The organism is Curtobacterium sp. MCBD17_013 (assembly GCF_003234565.1).
Lineage (GTDB): Bacteria > Actinomycetota > Actinomycetes > Actinomycetales > Microbacteriaceae > Curtobacterium.
The window spans coordinates 51,187-68,177 of sequence record NZ_QKTU01000004.1; the positions used below are offsets into that span (position 1 = coordinate 51,187).

Genomic DNA, 16,991 nt, shown 5'->3' on the forward strand with positions numbered 1-16,991 from the left:
GCGGCCGGGAGCACCGAGAGCACCGAGAGCACGCGGGCCACCCGCGGCGGCACCCCGCTCACCGCGCCACCCCGTTCGTCCGGCGGGCGGGAGGTTCGACGCGCGGCGGGGCCGTGCGCTCGACGACGGGTCGGACGAAGCCGATGAGGTCCATCGTCACGTAGCAGAGCAGCGCGAGGAAGAACAACTCCTCGACCGGGACCTCCGGCGCCACCTGGACACCGATGAGCCACGAGGACGGTCCGCGGTGGAAGACACCGAGCCCGATCCCCGCGAGGTCCCACACGAGGAAGTACGCGATCCCGACGGCCATGACGGCGGCAGCCCGCCGTGGGCCCCGCCAGAAGAACAGGCGGAACCGGGCGTCGAGCACCGTCATGCCGACGAGCGCGACCACGAGACCCGCCAGGTAGAGCCCGGGCATCAGGGCCGCCGTCGCTCGAGCGGCTCCGGGAGCGGCTCGGTCGAGGTGTCGCCGTGGATCCGTTTGAGCAGCACCTCGGCACTGATGAGGCACATCGGCAGCCCGATGCCGGGGATCGTCGACGCCCCGACGTGGTAGAGCCCGTCGACCCGGGTCGAGGCGTTCCGTGCCCGGAAGAAGGCGCTCTGCCGCAGGGTGTGGGCCGGCCCGAGCATGCTCCCGCTCCACGCGTTGTAGTCGTCGGCGAAGTCCCTCGGCCCCACGGTGCGGCGCACCCGGATGCGGTCGACGAGATCGGGGACACCCGCACGCTCGGCGAGCGCCGCGATCGCCCGGTCCGCGATGCGCTCGACCTCGGGATCCCCCGCACCGTCGATCCCGCCACGTCCGATCCCGACGTCGGCCGGCAACGGGACGAGCACGAACACGTTGCTCGACCCCGCCGGCGCGGCGGTGGGGTCGGTCTCCGAGGTCGCGGACACGTAGATCGACGCGGGGTCGGGCACGTGGCGTTCCTTGCCGAAGATCGCGCCGAAGTTCGCGTGCCAGTCCGCCGTGAAGACGAGCGTGTGGTGCAGCAGGCCGGGGACGGGTCCGTCGATGCCCAGGTAGACGAGCACCGCACTCGGACCCGGGTCGCCACGTTCCCAGTAGGCGTCGCCGTGCGATCGGTACCGCGGCGGCAGCAGGTCGGTCTCGGTGTGGTGCAGGTCGGCCGCACTGACGACGAGGTCGGCCGGGGTCGTGACCGCGTCGCCGTCGGACGTCGTGTGGTGCACGCCCGTCACCGCGCCGTGCTCGACGACGATCCGGTCGACCGTGGCCCCGGTCACGATCCTCGCGCCCTCGGCCGATGCCATCCGCTCGACCGCGTCGATCACCGTGCTGATGCCGCCCTGCGGGTACAGGACGCCGTCGGCGAGGTCGAGGTGGCTCATCAGGTGGTACATGCTCGGCGCGGCATACGGGCTCGTCCCGAGGAACACGGCGGGGTACCCCAGCACTTGCTGCAGGCGCCGGTCCTGCACGGTGGCCTCGACGAAGGACGACAACGGCCGGGTGAGCAGGCGGAGCAGCCGCCCGGCGCGACGGAGCACGTCGGGTGTCGCGAGCCGCCGCAGGTCCTGGAAGCTCGTGTAGAGGAACCGGCGCACGGCCATCGCGTAGGTCTCGGCCGCCGAGTCGAGGTAGCGCTCGAGCCGACGGCCCGATCCCGGCTCGATCGACTCGAAGAGCGCGACGTTGGCCTCGCGGGTCGCGGCGAGGTCGATGGGTTCGTCGTGGCCCTCGCTGTACACGCGGTACCCGGGGTCGAGTCGGACGAGGTCGAGCTGCTCGGCCGCGGACGTCCCGAGCAGCCGGAAGAAGTGGTCGAACACCTCGGGCATGAGGTACCAGCTCGGCCCGGTGTCGAACCGGAAGCCACCGGCCGACCAGGTCCCGGCGCGCCCCCCGAGCTCGGACCGCTGCTCGAGCACGGTCACGGCGTAGCCGTCGCGCGCGAGCAGTGCGGCGGCGGCGAGCCCGCTGATGCCGCCACCCACGACGACGACGCGACGGGCGGGGACGCGGCGGCCGGACGGTGCGGTGTCGGCGGCCTGGTCGGCCGCCGTGGTCTCGGTGCTCATGCCGTGCCTCCCGGCCGGTTGCCGCGTCGAACGCGAGGGACGGGGGCGCGGCCGACGAGCACCCGGGCGGCCAGAGCGGCCTTGACCGGGTCGGGGACCCGGACACGCGTCGTGACGAGCCGTTCGGCCGGGGTCGCGCCGATCCGGTCGTTGAGTTCCTGGAACAGTGCGTGCGCGAGGGTCACCGCAGGACGTGCCCGGCCGGGCAGGAGCGGGAGCGCACGCGCGGCGGCGTCGAGGTCGTCCTGCACGTCGGCCACGAGCCGCGCCTTCGTCGCCTCGTCGAAGGACCGGACGTCGACCCCGGGGAAGTACGACCGGCCGAGCTCGAGGAAGTCCGCCCGCAGGTCGCGCAGGAAGTTCACCTTCTGGAACGCGGCCCCGAGCCGACGAGCCCCCGTGACGAGCACCGCCTCGTCGAAGGTCGGCCGTCCCGCCCGGTACACGAATGCGCGGAGGCACATGAGTCCGACGACCTCGGCGGAGCCGTACACGTAGTCGACGAACGAGGCGTCGTCGTGTTCGCTGCGCGTGAGGTCGGCCCGCATGGACCGGAAGAACGGTTGCGTCAGCTCGGCCCCGAACCCGGTGGTCCGGGCGGTCCGGGCGAAGGCGTGCACGACCGGGTTGACGGAGAACCCGATGGTCATCGCACGCTCGGTGTCCTGTTCGAGCTCGTCGAGCAGGCGGCCCGCGAGTGTCGGGTCCAGACCGGCCTCGGTCGCGGGGCCGTCGACGATCTCGTCGGCCACGCGGACGAGCGCGTACACGTGTTCGATGTGCTCGCGGATGTGCGCTGGCAGCAGGCGCGATGCGAGCCCGAACGACGTCGAGTACCGGCGGATGACGACCGACGAGGCGGCCGCCGCGGTCGCGTCGTACAGGCCGAGCCCCGTGGTCACGGTCGGGGCCGCGCCCGCCACGTCGCCCCGGGTCACCGGACCCGGTCCACGAGTTCGGTCGCGATCGCCGCCAGCTGGCACCGCAGGTCGTCCGGGAGGCCTGCCAGCGCTGCCGTCGCGAGGCTCGCGTGGCGCTCGACCCGCTCCTGCGCGACGTCACGCGCGCCACTGCAGAGCAGACGGAAGCGCAGGTGCTCCGCTTGATCGTCGGTGAGGTCCCGGTTCCCGAGGAACGGCTCGATGGCGGCCCAGTGCTCGGTCGTCGCCGCGTGGGCCACGAGCACGGTGCGCTTGCCCTCGCGCAGGTCGCCCACCGCGGTCTTGCCCGTCGTGGCCTCGTCGCCGAACACCCCGAGGATGTCGTCGACCACCTGGTACGCGACCCCGATCTCGCGCCCGAACACCCCGAGCGCGGCGACCACCGCGTCCGACGCCCCCGCGAGCACCGCGCCGGACTGCAGCGGTGCCTCGAACGAGTACACCGAGGTCTTCGCGCGCTCCATGGCGAGGATCTCGTCCACGCTCGGCATGACCCCGATCGACAGGTCGACGTCGGTCATCTCGCCCGCGGCGCTCGCGAACACGGCCTCGTCCAACAGGTCGAGCAGTCGCGTCCGGCGCTCGCCGTCGACACCGCTCGACTCGATGAGCCGCGGCGCGCCCGCGAGGGCCAGGTCCCCCGCGATGACGGCCGCGCTCGTGCCGCGGTGCTCGGCCACCGGCGTCGGGATGCCGCCCGTCGTGGCCTCGTCCCGGTAGCTGCCGGCGACGTTCGGCACGCCCCGCCGGGACCAGTCGCGGTCGATGACGTCGTCGTGCACCACGAGCGCGGTGTGCAGCAGCTCGTATGCCGCGCCGACGTGGGCCGCCGCATGGAGGTCCCGCCCGCCGAGTCCGGTGTAGGCGGTGAGCACCATCCGCGGGCGGAACTGCTTGCCGCCGGTGCTGGCGCGCTTGAGCACACGCCAGAGGTCCTCGGACGCACGGCCGTAGGTGCTGGCCCGACGCGCGGCGAGTGCGAAGAACCGCTCGAGGCACTCGTCGACGAGCGTGAGTCCGTCCCGGGCGACGGCGGTCGCGTCGTCGTTCATTGGCCTAACCTATCCATCGCGATGAGCACTTTCCCGGAAACCGTCGTCCTGCTGGACGACGACGGCGCCCCCATCGGTGTGGCCGACAAGTTCGCAGTGCACACCGACGCGACGCCGCTGCACCTGGCGTTCTCGTGCCACGTGTCGGATCCCGAGGGGAACATCCTGGTCACACGCCGGGCCCTGACGAAGGCCACCTGGCCCGGGGTGTGGACGAACACGTTCTGTGGACATCCCGGGCCGGACGAGTCCTTCGAGGATGCGATCGCCCGACGTGCCACGCGCGAACTCGGGATCACCGTGGCGGACGTGACCCCGGTCCTCCCCGACTTCCGGTACCGCGCCGTCGACGCGTCCGGCATCGTCGAGAACGAGGTCTGCCCGGTGTTCCGTGCCACGACGACCGACGTGCCACGACCCGCGGCGGACGAGGTCGCCGAGTGGATCTGGGTCTCCGAGGACGAGCTGCGGGCCGCGGTCGCCGCGGCTCCGTTCGCGTTCAGCCCGTGGCTCGGGTGGCAGCTCGCGGTGCTCCCGGCGCGCGCGCTCGACTGAGGCCGACGCCTGGTGGACCGCCGTCCCCGGTGGTCCGGACGGCGGCCCGGAAGGCGTCCCCTCCACTGCGCGACCCTGCGGCTGGGCCGCCTCCCAGGTGCCGGCGCGAACTCGATGCGGCGACCGACAGCGGAACGTGCATAATGATGTGGCTCGCGATGTGAACGTGCACATCGGGGTGGAATGAGAAGGCAATGGCGTCGGCGAAGACAGAGAAGTCGCGTGCGCCCAGCATCCGGGACGTCGCTCGGGTCGCTGGGGTGTCGCACCAGACGGTCTCCCGCGTCCTCAACAACTCCGACGCGATCCGCGAGGCGACCCGGGACAAGGTCGTCGCCGCCATGGAGCAGCTGCAGTACCGGCCGAACCGGGCCGCCCGCGCCCTGGTCACCAGTCGCTCCCGCACCATCGGGGTCCTCACCTCGCAGCGCTCCCACTACGGGCCGACGCTGACCCTCCAGGCGATCGAGGACGCCGCGGTCCGACGCGGGTACTTCGTGACGACCGCGAACATCGCGGCGCCGGACGACGCGTCGATCCGCCAGGGCCTCGGTCACCTCCTCGACCAGGACGTCGAGGGCATCGTCGTCATCGCGCCGCAGACGCGGGTGTTCGACGTGATCGCCGAGTCCGGCATGCAGACGCCGTACGTCACCCTGCGATCGAGCATCGGTGAGGACCCGACCGCGCTCTGGGTGGACCAGATGACGGGGGCGCGGCTCGCCACGGCGCACCTGCTCGACCTCGGGCACCAGTACGTGCGGCACATCGCCGGTCCGCGGGACTGGATCGAGGCGGACGCGCGCATGCAGGGGTTCCTGCGCGAGATGTCCGACCGTGACATGCCCGTGCAGCCGCCGATCCTCGGGGACTGGACCGCCGACTTCGGGTACCACGCGGGCCGCGAGCTCCTGCGCTGGCGCGACTGCACGGCGATCTTCTGCTCGAACGACGCCATGGCCCTCGGCGTCATGCACGCCGCCCGCTCCTACGGGCTCGACGTCCCCGGCGACCTGTCCGTGGTGGGTTACGACGACATCCCCGAGGCGCAGCACTTCTGGCCGCCGCTCACCACGGTGTCCGTCGACTTCGCCGAGCTCGGGCGCCGATGCGTCGACCTCCTGCTCCCGGTCGAGGGCGACCTCCGGCCCGTCGACATCGTGCCCCGACTCGTCGTCCGCGGCTCCACCGGCTCGCCCCGGAGCCGGTCGTGACCGCCCCTGCCCCCCGTTCCAGGGGCCTCCGGACCGCGTTACCAAACCGCGACCCCGGGGAATTGACAGCCGCCCGGAACCTGTGCGTAATATTGCCCCCGTTCCGCTCGATGTGACCGTTCACATGGCGGACGACCCGGACGCGACAACGGAGTCCGACACAGTGCTGCTGTGACCTCCGCTGGCGCGATCACCAGAAGGACTGCCGACACCTCGGCAGAAGGAGATGCACTGTGGCGTCACACCCGATCGGAACCGGCTCCGGCCAGTTCGAAACCGGCACCGAGACCCGGTCGATCACCGCGAACGAGACGATCCTCGAGATGCGGTCCATCACCAAGGAGTTCCCCGGCGTCAAGGCCCTCTCCGAGGTCAGCCTGACCGTGCGCGCCGGCGAGATCCACGCGATCTGCGGCGAGAACGGCGCGGGCAAGTCGACCCTGATGAAGGTCCTGTCCGGCGTGTACCCCTACGGGACCTACACCGGCGACATCGTCTACGAAGGCGAGGAGGTCCGGTTCGCGAACATCAAGCAGTCCGAGCAGGCCGGCATCGTCATCATCCACCAGGAGCTCGCGCTCATCCCGGAGCTGTCGATCACCGAGAACCTGTTCCTCGGCAGCGAGCCGAGCCGCTTCGGCGTCATCGACTGGACCGCGGCGCAGCTCCGCGCCGAGGAGCTCCTGGCCCGCGTCGGCCTCGACGACGACCCGGACACGCAGATCAAGAACCTCGGTGTCGGCAAGCAGCAGCTCGTCGAGATCGCCAAGGCGCTGCACAAGAACGTCAAGCTCCTCATCCTCGACGAGCCGACGGCGGCCCTGAACGAGAACGACTCGCAGCACCTGCTCGACCTCATCGTCGGCCTCAAGTCCCGCGGCGTCAGCTCGATCATCATCAGCCACAAGCTCAACGAGATCGAGCAGATCGCGGACAGCATCACGATCATCCGTGACGGCAAGTCCATCGAGACGCTCGACGTCCAGGCGGACGGCGTCAACGAGGACCGCATCATCCGCGGGATGGTCGGCCGCTCGCTCGAGAGCCGGTTCCCGGACCGCACCCCGAAGATCGGCGACGTCTTCTTCGAGGTCCGCGACTGGACGGTCCAGCACCCGGTCGACCCCACGCGCCTCGTCTGCAAGGGCTCGAACTTCCACGTGCGCCGCGGCGAGATCGTCGGCTTCGCAGGCCTCATGGGTGCGGGACGCACCGAGCTGGCGATGAGCATCTTCGGCCACTCGTACGGCACCTTCGTCGGCGGCCAGATCATCAAGGACGGCCGCGAGATCAAGGTCAACAACGTCCAGCAGGCGATCGACAACGGCATCGGCTACGTGTCCGAGGACCGCAAGGCGCTCGGGCTCAACCTCCTCGACACGGTCAAGCGCTCGACCGTCGCGGCCGACCTCAAGAAGATCTCGAAGGGCGGCGTCGTCGACTCCCTCGAGGAGTACGACGTCGCCGAGAAGTACCGCAAGATGCTCCGCACCAAGGTGCCCACGGTCGAGGAGGGCGTCGGCAAGCTCTCCGGTGGGAACCAGCAGAAGGTCGTCCTGTCGAAGTGGATGTTCACCGACCCCGACCTGCTCATCCTCGACGAGCCCACCCGCGGCATCGACGTCGGCGCGAAGTTCGAGATCTACGGGATCATCCAGCAGCTCGCGGCCGAGGGGAAGGGCATCATCCTCATCTCCTCGGAGCTCCCGGAGCTCCTCGGCCTCTCGGACCGCATCTACACGATCTTCGAGGGTGCGATCACCAACGACCTCCCCGCCGGTGAGGCGGACCCCGAAACCCTCATGCGAAGCATGACCTCCGCGCGGAAGGGCGCACTCACGAAATGAACAACCTCAGACTGCTCTTCGGCAAGGGCAACAGCGTCGGCCAGTACGGCATGATCATCGCGCTCGTCGCGATCGTGATCATCTTCGAGATCGCCACCGGCGGCCTGACGCTGGACCCGACGAACATCATCAACGTCTTCCTCCAGTACTCGTACATCCTGATCCTGGCGCTCGGCATGGTCATGGTGATCATCGCCGGTCACATCGACCTGTCCGTCGGGTCGGTCGCGGCGTTCGTCGGCATCATCGTGGCGCAGTCCATGGCGGTCTGGCACTTCCCGTGGTGGCTCGCGATCATCCTCGGTCTCGCCGTGGGTGCGGCGGTCGGCGCGTGGCAGGGCTTCTGGGTCGCGTTCGTCCGCGTCCCGGCGTTCATCGTGACGCTCGCCGGTCAGCTGATCTTCCGTGGCGCGAACCAGATCATCGGCAACTCGACGTCGGTCCCCGTGCCGAACGACTTCCAGACCATCGGCGCCGGCTTCATCCCGGACTTCGGCCCGGACTTCGGCTTCAGCAACGGCACCCTGATCCTCGGCATCGTGACCGCGCTCGCGCTCATCTACATGGAGGTCCGCGGTCGCCAGCGTCGAAAGAAGATGCAGGCCGAGGTCCCCCCGGTGTGGGTGTCGTTCGTCCGGACCGGCGTGCTCGTGGCCGTGACCCTGTTCGCGACCTACCTGTTCGCGTCCGGCAACGTCGGCACCTCGGTCCCGGTCGTCGCGATCATCCTCGGCGTGCTGGTCATCATCTACGGCTTCGTGACCCGCAACACGATCTTCGGTCGTCAGGTCTACGCCGTCGGTGGCAACGCGAACGCCGCGGTCCTGTCCGGCGTGAGCGCCCGCAAGGTGAACTTCTTCGTCATGGCGAACATGTCGCTCCTCGCGGCCGTCGCCGGCATGGTGTTCACCGCCTACTCGAACGCCTCGGGCCCGAACGACGGCACCGGCTGGGAGCTCGACGCCATCGCCGCCGTGTTCGTCGGTGGTGCCGCGGTCTCCGGTGGTATCGGTACCGTCTCCGGCTCCATCGTCGGTGGTCTGGTCATGGCCCTCCTGACGAACGGCCTGTCGCTGCTCGGCATCGAGTCCAACATGACGCAGATCATCCGCGGTCTCGTGCTCCTGGTGGCCGTCGCCTTCGACGTCTACTCGAAGTCGCAGGGCCGTCCGTCGCTCATCGGCGGCATGATGCGCCAGTTCCGGCGGCAGGAGACCCAGGAGACGACCATCGCGGACCAGCAGCCGCAGTCGATCCAGGACCAGCCGGACAAGGTCCTCTCCCACTGACCCCATCCATCCCCTGAACCCGCCGGCGGCGCTCACCACCGCCGCCGGCACCCGACGACGGCCTCCGCCGTCGACACGACCCGGGAGGGTCGGCACCGTCCCTCCCCTACCTCAACGAAGAGAAAGCAATCACATGCGCAAGAAGTTCATGATCGGTGCGAGCGTCGTGCTCGTCGCCGGTCTCGCCCTCACCGGTTGCTCGGCCCGCGGTGGCTCGAGCGCGAGCGGTGCGGACATCAAGAAGGGCGACACCATCGGCGTCGCGCTCCCCGCCAAGACGTCGCAGAACTGGGTGCTCGCGGGCGCCGCCTTCAAGAAGGCGATCGTGGCCGCCGGCTTCAAGGCCGACATCCAGTACGCCGCCGCCACGAACACCGTGTCCGACCAGCAGAGCCAGGTCTCCGGCATGGTCACCAAGGGCGACAAGGCGATCATCATCGGCGCGCAGGACGGCTCGCAGCTCGGCTCGCAGGTCAAGGCCGCCAAGACCTCCGGCGCGACCGTCATCGCGTGGGACCGCAACCTGCTCAACACGAAGAACGTCGACTACTACGTCGCGTTCAACAACTACAAGGTCGGTCAGCTGCAGGCGCACGCCCTGCTCGACGGCCTGAAGAAGAGCAAGGGCAACGGCCCGTACAACGTCGAGATCTTCGCCGGTGCGTCCACCGACGCCAACGCGACGGTGTTCTACAACGGTGCGATGAGCGTCCTCACCCCGAAGATCAAGGACGGCACGCTCAAGGTCGTGTCGGGTCAGACCAAGTTCCAGAACGTCGAGACGGACGGCTGGCTCGCCCAGAACGCCCAGTCGCGCATGACGAACCTGATCACGCACTACTACTCGGGCGGCACCAAGCTCGACGGCGTCCTGTCGCCGAACGACACCCTGGGCCGCGCGATCCTGACGGCCACCAAGGCCGCCGGTATGCCGAACCCGATCGTCACGGGCCAGGACTCGGAGACCGCGTCGATCCCGCTCATCATGAACGGCACGCAGTACTCGACGATCTACAAGGACACGACGCTCGAGGCCAACACGGCCGTCGACCTGGTCAAGACCCTCAGCCAGGGCAAGAAGCCCAAGACGGTCCTCGACAAGGCCAACAACAACAACGGCGTCAAGACGGTGCCCGCGATCGAGCTCACCCCGGTCCTCGTGACCAAGGAGAACGCGGTCCAGGCGTACAAGAACAACCCGACGCTCGAGCAGCTCGCCAAGCAGGGCTGACCCGCCGCGTCACCGATGCACACAGGACCCCGTCCGCGACCCAGTCGCGGGCGGGGTCCTCGTCGTTCCGGGCCGGGATGGGCCTCCCGGCGGTGGGCACGACCCGCGCGTCTGCGGGAGCGGCGGGGGGCGAGGAGCCGGCGCGCTACCGCTCCCCCGACACGTCCGTCCGGTGGAAGTTGAGCGCCGAGCGGGACGCCGTCGGACCCCGCTGCCCCTGGTACCGCGACTGGTACTCGGCCGAGCCGTAGGGCTTCTCCGCCGGGCTGGAGAGCTGGAAGAAGCAGAGCTGCCCGATCTTCATCCCCGGCCACAGCATGATCGGCAGCGTCGCGACGTTGCTCAGCTCGAGCGTGACGTGCCCGGAGAACCCGGGATCGATGAACCCCGCGGTCGAGTGCGTCAGCAGCCCGAGGCGTCCGAGCGAGCTCTTCCCCTCGAGTCGCGCCGCGATGTCGTCGGGCAGCGTCACGACCTCGAACGTCGACCCGAGCACGAACTCGCCCGGGTGCAGGACGAAGGGGTCGTCCCCGGTGGTCTCGACGAGCCGCGTCAGGTCGGGCTGGTCGACCGACGGGTCGATGTGCGGGTACTTGTGGTTGTCGAAGAGCCGGAAGAACTTGTCGAGCCGGACGTCGATGCTCGAGGGCTGCACGAGCGACGGGTCGTACGGGTCGAGGCCGATCCGTCCGGCGTCGAGCTGAGCGGTGATGTCGCGGTCGGAGAGCAGCACGGGTCGATCGTATTGCGCGCGGTCCGGACGGTGCCAGCCGCCTCCGCCCGCGACCGTCGTGCACTGAGTGGGGCCGCAGCGCCCGGCCTGTGGAGACTCAGCGGGCGTGTCGGGAGGCGGACGTACGATTGACCGTCCGCGCACCCCGGCCCTCCCGGCCCCGCCGCGCATCCGCTGATGAGAACAGGCCGTCGAGACCAGGCATGACCGTCACCTCCTCCCCCGCCGAGGGCGCCCCCACCACTGCCGACGACCGCGTCGACCCCTCGCGCAGCGCTGGTTCCGACACCGACGGCGCACTGCCGGGAGGCCCAGCACCGGACACCGAGCCCGCTCCGGCCCGCGCGTCCACCGTCGCGACGGTCCTCGCCATCGCGGTGCCGCTCGCGGTGGCCTGTGCGGTGGGGTCGATGGCGTTCACGGGGGCGCTGACGGGCGACCGGTCACTGGTCGACGCCGGGAACTTCGTCGCCGTCAGCCTGCCGATCGCCCGCGCCGTGCACGACGGCATGGCCGCGCTCACCGTCGGGCTGCTCATCGTCGCCGCGTTCGCGCTGCCGGCCCAGCGCAAGGACCCGAAGCAGATGTCGCGGATCCAGCACCGCGCCGCACGGTGGGCCGCCGTGTCGGGGTCCGTCTGGTTCCTCGCCGCGGTCGTCGGGGTGCTCCTCACGGCCGCGACCACCCTCAGCGTGCCGTTGACGAGCCCCGTGTACGCGCGGAACTTCCTGGTGTTCGCGTTCCAGGTCGAGATCGGCGAGTCCCTCGTGGTCTCGGCGGCGGCAGTCCTCATCGCCACGGCGATCGCCGCGTTCGCCACCCGCGTCACGACGCTCGCCGTCGCCACGTGCTTCGCGCTGTTCGCCTTGCTGCCGCTCGCGCTCTCCGGGCACTCGGCGGGGTCGTTGCAGCACGCGAACGCGGTCAACTCGCTCGCGATCCACCTGGTCGGCGTGTGCGTCTGGGTCGGCGGTCTGGTCGCGGTGGTGCTCCTGCGCACGGGCACGAAGGGCGCGACGGGCCGGGTCGTCGCCCGCTACTCGACGCTCGCGGGCTGGTGCTTCGGTGCCGTCGCGTTCTCGGGGATCATCAACGCGTCGCTCCGGATCACCGGCCCCGGCGACCTCGTGACCACGCCCTACGGCTGGCTCATCACGATCAAGGCGACGATCCTCGTCCTGCTCGGGATCGCGGGCGTGGTGCAGCGTCGCCGACTGGTGCCGGGCCTCCTGCGGGACCCGTCCGACCGGCGCCTGTTCGTGCGGTTCGCCCTGGCCGAGATCGTGTTCATGGCGATCGCCATGGGCGTCTCGGTCGGTCTGTCGCGGAGCCAGCCGCCGGTGCCGCAGACGCCGGTCGTGGGCGACGACGCCCGCAGCGGCCTGATCGGGTTTCCGTACCCGCCCGCACAGACCCTGCACACGTTCCTGACCCAGTGGCAGATCGACTGGGCGTGGCTCGCCGTCGCGGTGACGATGGCCGTCTGGTACCTGCTCGCGGTCCGCAAGCTCCGTCGCCGCGGCGACAAGTGGCCCGTCCACCGGACGGTGGCGTGGCTGCTCGGATGCGTCCTGTTCGTCTGGTTCACGAGCGGTGGGCCCGCGGTCTACGGGATGATCCACTTCTCGAGCCACATGATCCAGCACATGGGTCTCATGATGTTCGTGCCGCTGCCGCTCGTGCTCGGCGGCCCCGTGCTCCTGGCGCTGCGGACCCTGCCCGTGCGGAACGACGGCAGCCGGGGCTCGCGCGAGTGGCTCATGCTGTTCGTGCATTCCCGCTACATGCACTTCCTCGGGCAGCCCGCCGTGGCGGGGACCCTCTTCGCGGGCTCGCTCATCGTCTTCTACTTCACGCCCGCGTTCCAGTACGCCATGCAGTCCCACGAGTGGCACGTCGTGATGGTCGTGCACTTCATCCTGAGCGGGTACCTGTTCTTCTGGGTCTTCATCGGGGTCGACCCGGGGCCGAAGCGTCCGCCGTACCCCATCCTGATCATCGCGCTGCTGGCCACGCTCGCCTTCCACGCGTTCTTCGGGGTCGCGGTCATGACGAGTTCCGACGTCTACGCGCTCGATTGGTACCACGCGCTCGGGCAGACGAACGACGCCGCGCTCCTCGCCGACCAGCACACCGGCGGGGGGATCGCCTGGGGCGCCTCGGAGATCCCGATGGTGCTCGTCGCGCTGCTCGTCGTCCGGGGCTGGATCCAGTCGGACGAGCGCACCGCCAAGCGCCTCGACCGGCAGGCGGACCGTGACGGCGACGCCGAACTCAACGCGTACAACGAGCGGCTCGCGGCGATGAACGGCCGTCGGGCTCCCGGCGCTGGGGACCAGCGGTAGCACCCCGGCCGCCTTCCGCTGCGCCGAGCGGGGGAACCGGCGGCCGGGGGTCGTCAGCTCCCCCGGACGATGCAGACCGCGTCGAGCGCTCGGGCTGCCTCCTCGGCGGCGGCGACCCCGGCCTCCCCGTCCGGCCCGTAGGGCGCGACGGCGTCGACCCACCACAGCGGTACGGGCAGCGGGGGCGCGTCGGGCAGGATGCGCTCCACCTCGCTCGCGGCGTCGACCCGGTGCACACCGAGGACGCTGATCACGGGGTGATCGGCGTCACGGCAGACCTGGAGCACGGAGCCGTCGTCGAGGGCGCGCACGCCCCAACCGTCCGCGTGCGCGACGATCGCTTCCGCCACCTCCCGCAGGTCGACGGGCTTGCGGGAGAGCAGGGTGACGTCACGGGGCACCGGCGCCTCCGAGCGTCCGTGCATCGTGCTCGTCGAGGGCGCCCTCGGCCTGCGCCGGCTCGAGCGGGCCACCGCCCACGAGCGTCAGGAAGCGGTCCTCGTCCATGCGGTCGAGGAACGCCTCGAGCGCATCCCAGCCGGAGTCGAACCGGACGAGGAGACCCTCGTGGTCGTCCGACCCGAAGGTCTCGATGCGGGTGTCGGCGGGAGGCCAGTGGCCGCTGCGGTCGAGGAACGCCGTCGCCTCGGGGCCGACGACGACCGCGGCGGGCTCGGGCTCGCCGTACGACACCGCGCGGGCCATGTGGTCAGCATCGCCGTGGCGCCGCATGACGACGCCGAACACCGGGACGACGTCGTTCGCGACCTCGCGGACGGCGTCGAGCACGGCGTCCACTCCGCCGTCCGGCTCGGTGACCATGGCCGAGAGCGTCTCGACCACGAAGCCGTTCGTCATGCGCGCGGTCATGGTGGCCGCCATGCCGTCCCCGATCGCGTACGAGGTGCTGACGTCCGGCGCGCGGTGCTTGGCGTACTGGGTGACGACCCAGCGGTCCCACGGCACGGTGAGCGGCTCGGCGGTTCCCCATCGCTCCGGGCAGCTGTCCGCCGCGTCGCAGAGCGCCTCGAGCGCACCGCCGACGTTGATCTCGCGGTCGGGGTGGTGTCGGAGCGTCAGGTCGATGCTCACCTGCGGGACGGCGTGCGGGGCGACCGGGTGCTCGGGCGACGGTGTCCCGGACAGTTCCGGGCCGCGGAGCACGAAGTCGTCGATGGAGGTCGCACGGACCCCGGTGCGGCCGTCGCGCAGGGAGCCGTCGCGGTCCGTGACGGCCCATGCCGCACCGTGGGCACCGAGGGCGTGCCGGAGCGCGGGTGTGATCGCGGCGTCGGCCTCGGTCCGGAGCACGACGAGGCGTTCGCTCGTCGCGGCTCGGGCGAGCAACGACGCGAGGGCATCGGTGAGCCAGACCACCGGGGCACTCGACTCGACCACGATCGCCGGTCCGACGACGTCGTCGATGAGTGGGTGTCTGACCATCCGCTTCGCCTCCCGAGTGCTGCTCACGGGCCGATGGGCACCGAGCGCAGGGAATCGCTCGGCACCGTGGACGGTACACACGGACGCTCGGAGTGTCCGTGGAGCACGGCCGCTCCCAGGGATCCTGGAGGGACGTGCCGGAGGCGGCCCGGGCCTCCCGGCTGGCACGGGCGCCCCGCTCCGCGTGCCGACGTGCGGCGATCGACCGGGAGGCCCCGCCCACCTCGTGCGCGCGGGTGCCGCGCGCATCCGCTAAGCTGGTTCGAGCCTCCGGGCGACGCGAGTGTAGTTCAATGGTAGAACTCCAGCTTCCCAAGCTGGTAGCGCGGGTTCGATTCCCGTCACTCGCTCCACAGCACCCCGTGTCGACCGCACGTTCCGCGATGCGTCCGCGTCGCTGGCACCGGCAGGGTGGAGGCGGCGACACGCGTGGAACACGACGCCTTCGGGGTCCCGGTCCACTGCGTCCGCTCGACGGGACGGGTAGCGCGTCGACAGGAGCAGGGACCGGGAGGGATACACCGCTCGGACCGGGCACGGGCGGGGTCCGGTCCGTCCGGGTGCAGCGGGTACTCCTCCGAGCGTAGGTGTCGGCCGGACGCCCGACAACGTCCCAGCGCGCCCCAGTTCGAGGGCGGCAGGGCACGAACCATGAGGGTACGAACGTAGGATCGAGCCATGACCGCTGCGCCGGAGACCGTGGACCCGCTCGCCCTCGACCGTCAGCTCTGCTTCGCGCTCGCGGCGACGTCCCGGGCCGTGATCGGGCTGTACCGGCCGCTCCTCGAGCCGATGGGTCTCACGCATCCGCAGTACCTCGTGATGCTCGCGCTGTGGGAGGACTCCCCCAGGTCGGTCCGGGCGATCGCGCGCGAGCTGCACCTCGACTCGGCGACGCTCAGCCCCCTCCTCAAGCGGCTCGAGGCATCCGGCTACGTCCGTCGTGACCGCAGCCCGAGCGACGAGCGCCAGCTACAGGTGTCGTTGACGACCGCGGGTCGCGCTCTGCGCGAGCGGGCGCGGGCGGTGCCGCTCGCCGTCGCCGAGCGGCTCGGGTGGCCGGTCGCCCGTCTGGAGGCCCTGAAGGACGACCTGACGGCCCTCCTGTCGGTCGTCGACGACGCCTCCTGACCCGTCGCTCGTGGTCAGGAGGCAGAACAGCGTCGTACACTGATCATTAGGGCACAAACGAACTGGAGGAGCGATGGCGGGTCGATTCGGACGCTGGTACACGCGCTGGAACACGACGCTCATCGAGAAGATGGGGCCGTCGCAGATCGGCGCCGGGCGGCCCGAGGGCCCCGACGACCGCACGGTGGACCGCGCGTGCCCGATCTGCGGCGCGCCCCTCTCACAGCACCGCGTCGAACGCCGCGAAGGGCAGCGGGCATCGTCGACGTTGCACTGCCCCTGACCCGGGCGCAGCCCCTCCCCGGATCCGGACGCAGCCGCTCTCCGAACCGGGAACCGGACCGCGTCAGTCCGTCGTCGCCGCGATCTCGTACGCCTTCGCCGGGATCTGCGTGGCGAACTTCCCGCCGCTCACGTCGATGAGCGCGCCGGTGACGTACCCGGCCGCTCGGCTCGCGAGGAAGCAGACCACGTCGGCCACGTCGTCGGCGGTCTCCCAGCGGCGGAGCGACAGCGTGTCGAGCAGCCGCGCCTGCGCTGCGTCGTCCATGTCGGCGAAGCCGTTCATCGCCGTCGGCACCATGCCCGGGGCGTAGGCGTTCACCGTGACGCCCCACGGCCCGAGTTCACCCGCCAGGACCCGCGTGAACTGCACGACCGCCGCCTTCGAGGCCGCGTAGGCGGCGCTCCCGACGCTCGGCACGATCGCCGCGAACGACGCCGCGTTGACGATGCGTCCGGACCGCTGCGCCCGCATGGTCGGGATCACCGCTTGGCTCATCAGGAACACCCCGCCCACGTTGACGTCGAAGCACCGCCGCCAGCGGTCGGGGTCGAGCGTGTCGATGGTGCCCTCGACGTTGATGCCGGCGTTGTTCACGAGCACGTCGATCCGTCCGGCGCGCTCGACGATCGTCGCGATCGCGGAGCGGACCGAGGCCGGGTCGCTGACGTCGCACACGAGCTCGACGAACCGGTCGGCCGACGTCGGAGCGGCTCCGTCGTCCGCCGCGCCGAACGCCAGGTCGAGCGCGAACACCGTCGCACCCTCGGCGAGGAACCGCTCCGCGATGGTGCGTCCGATCCCCCGGCCCGCACCGCTCACCACGACCACCTGGTCGTTGAACTCGATCAGCATCCTCGCTGCCTCCACCCGTC

16 protein-coding genes and 1 tRNA gene are annotated in these 16,991 nt (G+C 70.7%); 9 read left to right on the top strand and 8 right to left on the bottom strand.

Annotated features, from left to right (window positions below; genetic code table 11):
- Positions 1 to 58: 58 nt before the first annotated feature.
- From DEI81_RS06355 to DEI81_RS06370, 4 genes are read right to left on the bottom strand one after another with little or no spacing between them, the layout of a single operon-like run.
- Complete coding sequence (locus tag DEI81_RS06355; protein WP_111009695.1) at positions 59 to 424, bottom strand: lycopene cyclase domain-containing protein; 366 nt, start codon at positions 422 to 424, stop codon at positions 59 to 61.
- Complete coding sequence (gene crtI, locus DEI81_RS06360) at positions 424 to 2,052, bottom strand: phytoene desaturase family protein (protein WP_111009696.1); 1,629 nt, start codon at positions 2,050 to 2,052, stop codon at positions 424 to 426. Before crtI ends, DEI81_RS06355 begins: the two co-directional genes overlap by 1 nt.
- Positions 2,049 to 2,990: a phytoene/squalene synthase family protein gene (locus DEI81_RS06365; RefSeq protein WP_258368532.1), complete on the bottom strand. Its 942-nt coding sequence runs from the start codon at positions 2,988 to 2,990 to the stop codon at positions 2,049 to 2,051. The genes crtI and DEI81_RS06365 overlap by 4 nt, the downstream gene beginning before the upstream one ends.
- The gene (locus DEI81_RS06370) at positions 2,987 to 4,045 is read right to left on the bottom strand and encodes a polyprenyl synthetase family protein (protein WP_111009697.1); all 1,059 of its coding nucleotides are present in this window, start codon (positions 4,043 to 4,045) and stop codon (positions 2,987 to 2,989) included. Before DEI81_RS06370 ends, DEI81_RS06365 begins: the two co-directional genes overlap by 4 nt.
- 21 nt (positions 4,046 to 4,066) lie before the next feature.
- On the opposite strand from DEI81_RS06370, the gene idi reads away from it, so the two are divergent.
- The 5 genes from idi (at position 4,067) to DEI81_RS06395 (ending at position 10,181) form a co-directional block, all read left to right on the top strand.
- A complete protein-coding gene (gene idi, locus DEI81_RS06375; protein ID WP_111009698.1) occupies positions 4,067 to 4,600 on the top strand; it encodes an isopentenyl-diphosphate Delta-isomerase in 534 nt (177 codons plus the stop codon).
- Positions 4,601 to 4,794: 194 nt separating this feature from the next.
- The gene (locus DEI81_RS06380) at positions 4,795 to 5,814 is read left to right on the top strand and encodes a LacI family DNA-binding transcriptional regulator (protein WP_111009699.1); all 1,020 of its coding nucleotides are present in this window, start codon (positions 4,795 to 4,797) and stop codon (positions 5,812 to 5,814) included.
- A gap of 323 nt (positions 5,815 to 6,137) precedes the next feature.
- A complete protein-coding gene (gene mmsA / locus DEI81_RS06385; protein ID WP_111009889.1) occupies positions 6,138 to 7,661 on the top strand; it encodes a multiple monosaccharide ABC transporter ATP-binding protein in 1,524 nt (507 codons plus the stop codon).
- Complete coding sequence (mmsB, locus tag DEI81_RS06390) at positions 7,658 to 8,950, top strand: multiple monosaccharide ABC transporter permease (protein ID WP_111009700.1); 1,293 nt, start codon at positions 7,658 to 7,660, stop codon at positions 8,948 to 8,950. The genes mmsA and mmsB overlap by 4 nt, the downstream gene beginning before the upstream one ends.
- A gap of 133 nt (positions 8,951 to 9,083) precedes the next feature.
- Entirely contained in the window at positions 9,084 to 10,181 is a 1,098-nt protein-coding gene (locus tag DEI81_RS06395; RefSeq protein WP_111009701.1) for a sugar-binding protein, read from the top strand.
- Between the two features lie 145 nt (positions 10,182 to 10,326).
- Here the strand turns inward: DEI81_RS06395 and dcd are convergent, their stop codons facing one another.
- Positions 10,327 to 10,914 (bottom strand): dCTP deaminase, encoded by a 588-nt coding sequence (gene dcd / locus DEI81_RS06400; RefSeq protein WP_111009702.1) that lies wholly within the window; start codon positions 10,912 to 10,914, stop codon positions 10,327 to 10,329.
- Positions 10,915 to 11,117: 203 nt separating this feature from the next.
- Between dcd and DEI81_RS06405 the strand changes: the two genes are divergently transcribed.
- Positions 11,118 to 13,259, top strand: a complete 2,142-nt coding sequence (locus DEI81_RS06405; protein ID WP_111009703.1) for a cytochrome c oxidase assembly protein — start codon at positions 11,118 to 11,120, stop codon at positions 13,257 to 13,259.
- Between the two features lie 53 nt (positions 13,260 to 13,312).
- Here the strand turns inward: DEI81_RS06405 and DEI81_RS06410 are convergent, their stop codons facing one another.
- Together DEI81_RS06410 and DEI81_RS06415 are read right to left on the bottom strand one after the other, a co-directional pair.
- The gene (locus DEI81_RS06410; protein ID WP_146244031.1) at positions 13,313 to 13,660 is read right to left on the bottom strand and encodes a hypothetical protein; all 348 of its coding nucleotides are present in this window, start codon (positions 13,658 to 13,660) and stop codon (positions 13,313 to 13,315) included.
- Positions 13,650 to 14,702, bottom strand: coding sequence for a DUF6177 family protein (locus DEI81_RS06415; RefSeq protein ID WP_111009705.1), 1,053 nt, complete (start codon positions 14,700 to 14,702; stop codon positions 13,650 to 13,652). Before DEI81_RS06415 ends, DEI81_RS06410 begins: the two co-directional genes overlap by 11 nt.
- A 279-nt stretch (positions 14,703 to 14,981) precedes the next feature.
- Between DEI81_RS06415 and DEI81_RS06420 the strand changes: the two genes are divergently transcribed.
- The 3 genes from DEI81_RS06420 to DEI81_RS06435 all read left to right on the top strand — a co-directional run bounded on the left by DEI81_RS06420 (position 14,982) and on the right by DEI81_RS06435 (position 16,116).
- A tRNA-Gly gene (locus DEI81_RS06420) sits at positions 14,982 to 15,055 on the top strand.
- A 325-nt stretch (positions 15,056 to 15,380) separates the two neighbouring features.
- Positions 15,381 to 15,833 carry a MarR family winged helix-turn-helix transcriptional regulator gene (locus DEI81_RS06430; RefSeq protein WP_111009707.1) on the top strand — a complete coding sequence of 151 codons (453 nt, stop codon included), beginning with the start codon at positions 15,381 to 15,383 and terminating at the stop codon, positions 15,831 to 15,833.
- A gap of 73 nt (positions 15,834 to 15,906) precedes the next feature.
- Positions 15,907 to 16,116 (top strand): hypothetical protein, encoded by a 210-nt coding sequence (locus tag DEI81_RS06435; protein ID WP_111009708.1) that lies wholly within the window; start codon positions 15,907 to 15,909, stop codon positions 16,114 to 16,116.
- Between the two features lie 63 nt (positions 16,117 to 16,179).
- Here the strand turns inward: DEI81_RS06435 and DEI81_RS06440 are convergent, their stop codons facing one another.
- Positions 16,180 to 16,971: an SDR family NAD(P)-dependent oxidoreductase gene (locus DEI81_RS06440; RefSeq protein ID WP_111009709.1), complete on the bottom strand. Its 792-nt coding sequence runs from the start codon at positions 16,969 to 16,971 to the stop codon at positions 16,180 to 16,182.
- Positions 16,972 to 16,991 lie beyond the last annotated feature (20 nt).

Bases quoted from the DNA above. Each gene is read 5' to 3' on its own strand.
- DEI81_RS06395 (WP_111009701.1), top strand. From the start codon at position 9,084: ATGCGCAAGAAGTTCATGATCGGTGCGAGCGTCGTGCTCGTCGCCGGT.
- crtI (WP_111009696.1), bottom strand. From the start codon at position 2,052: ATGAGCACCGAGACCACGGCGGCCGACCAGGCCGCCGACACCGCACCG.
- DEI81_RS06355 (WP_111009695.1), bottom strand. From the start codon at position 424: ATGCCCGGGCTCTACCTGGCGGGTCTCGTGGTCGCGCTCGTCGGCATG.
- DEI81_RS06430 (WP_111009707.1), top strand. From the start codon at position 15,381: ATGACCGCTGCGCCGGAGACCGTGGACCCGCTCGCCCTCGACCGTCAG.
- DEI81_RS06415 (WP_111009705.1), bottom strand. From the start codon at position 14,702: ATGGTCAGACACCCACTCATCGACGACGTCGTCGGACCGGCGATCGTG.
- DEI81_RS06405 (WP_111009703.1), top strand. From the start codon at position 11,118: ATGACCGTCACCTCCTCCCCCGCCGAGGGCGCCCCCACCACTGCCGAC.
- DEI81_RS06380 (WP_111009699.1), top strand. From the start codon at position 4,795: ATGGCGTCGGCGAAGACAGAGAAGTCGCGTGCGCCCAGCATCCGGGAC.
- idi (WP_111009698.1), top strand. From the start codon at position 4,067: ATGAGCACTTTCCCGGAAACCGTCGTCCTGCTGGACGACGACGGCGCC.
- mmsA (WP_111009889.1), top strand. From the start codon at position 6,138: ATGCGGTCCATCACCAAGGAGTTCCCCGGCGTCAAGGCCCTCTCCGAG.
- DEI81_RS06440 (WP_111009709.1), bottom strand. From the start codon at position 16,971: ATGCTGATCGAGTTCAACGACCAGGTGGTCGTGGTGAGCGGTGCGGGC.
- DEI81_RS06370 (WP_111009697.1), bottom strand. From the start codon at position 4,045: ATGAACGACGACGCGACCGCCGTCGCCCGGGACGGACTCACGCTCGTC.
- mmsB (WP_111009700.1), top strand. From the start codon at position 7,658: ATGAACAACCTCAGACTGCTCTTCGGCAAGGGCAACAGCGTCGGCCAG.
- DEI81_RS06435 (WP_111009708.1), top strand. From the start codon at position 15,907: ATGGCGGGTCGATTCGGACGCTGGTACACGCGCTGGAACACGACGCTC.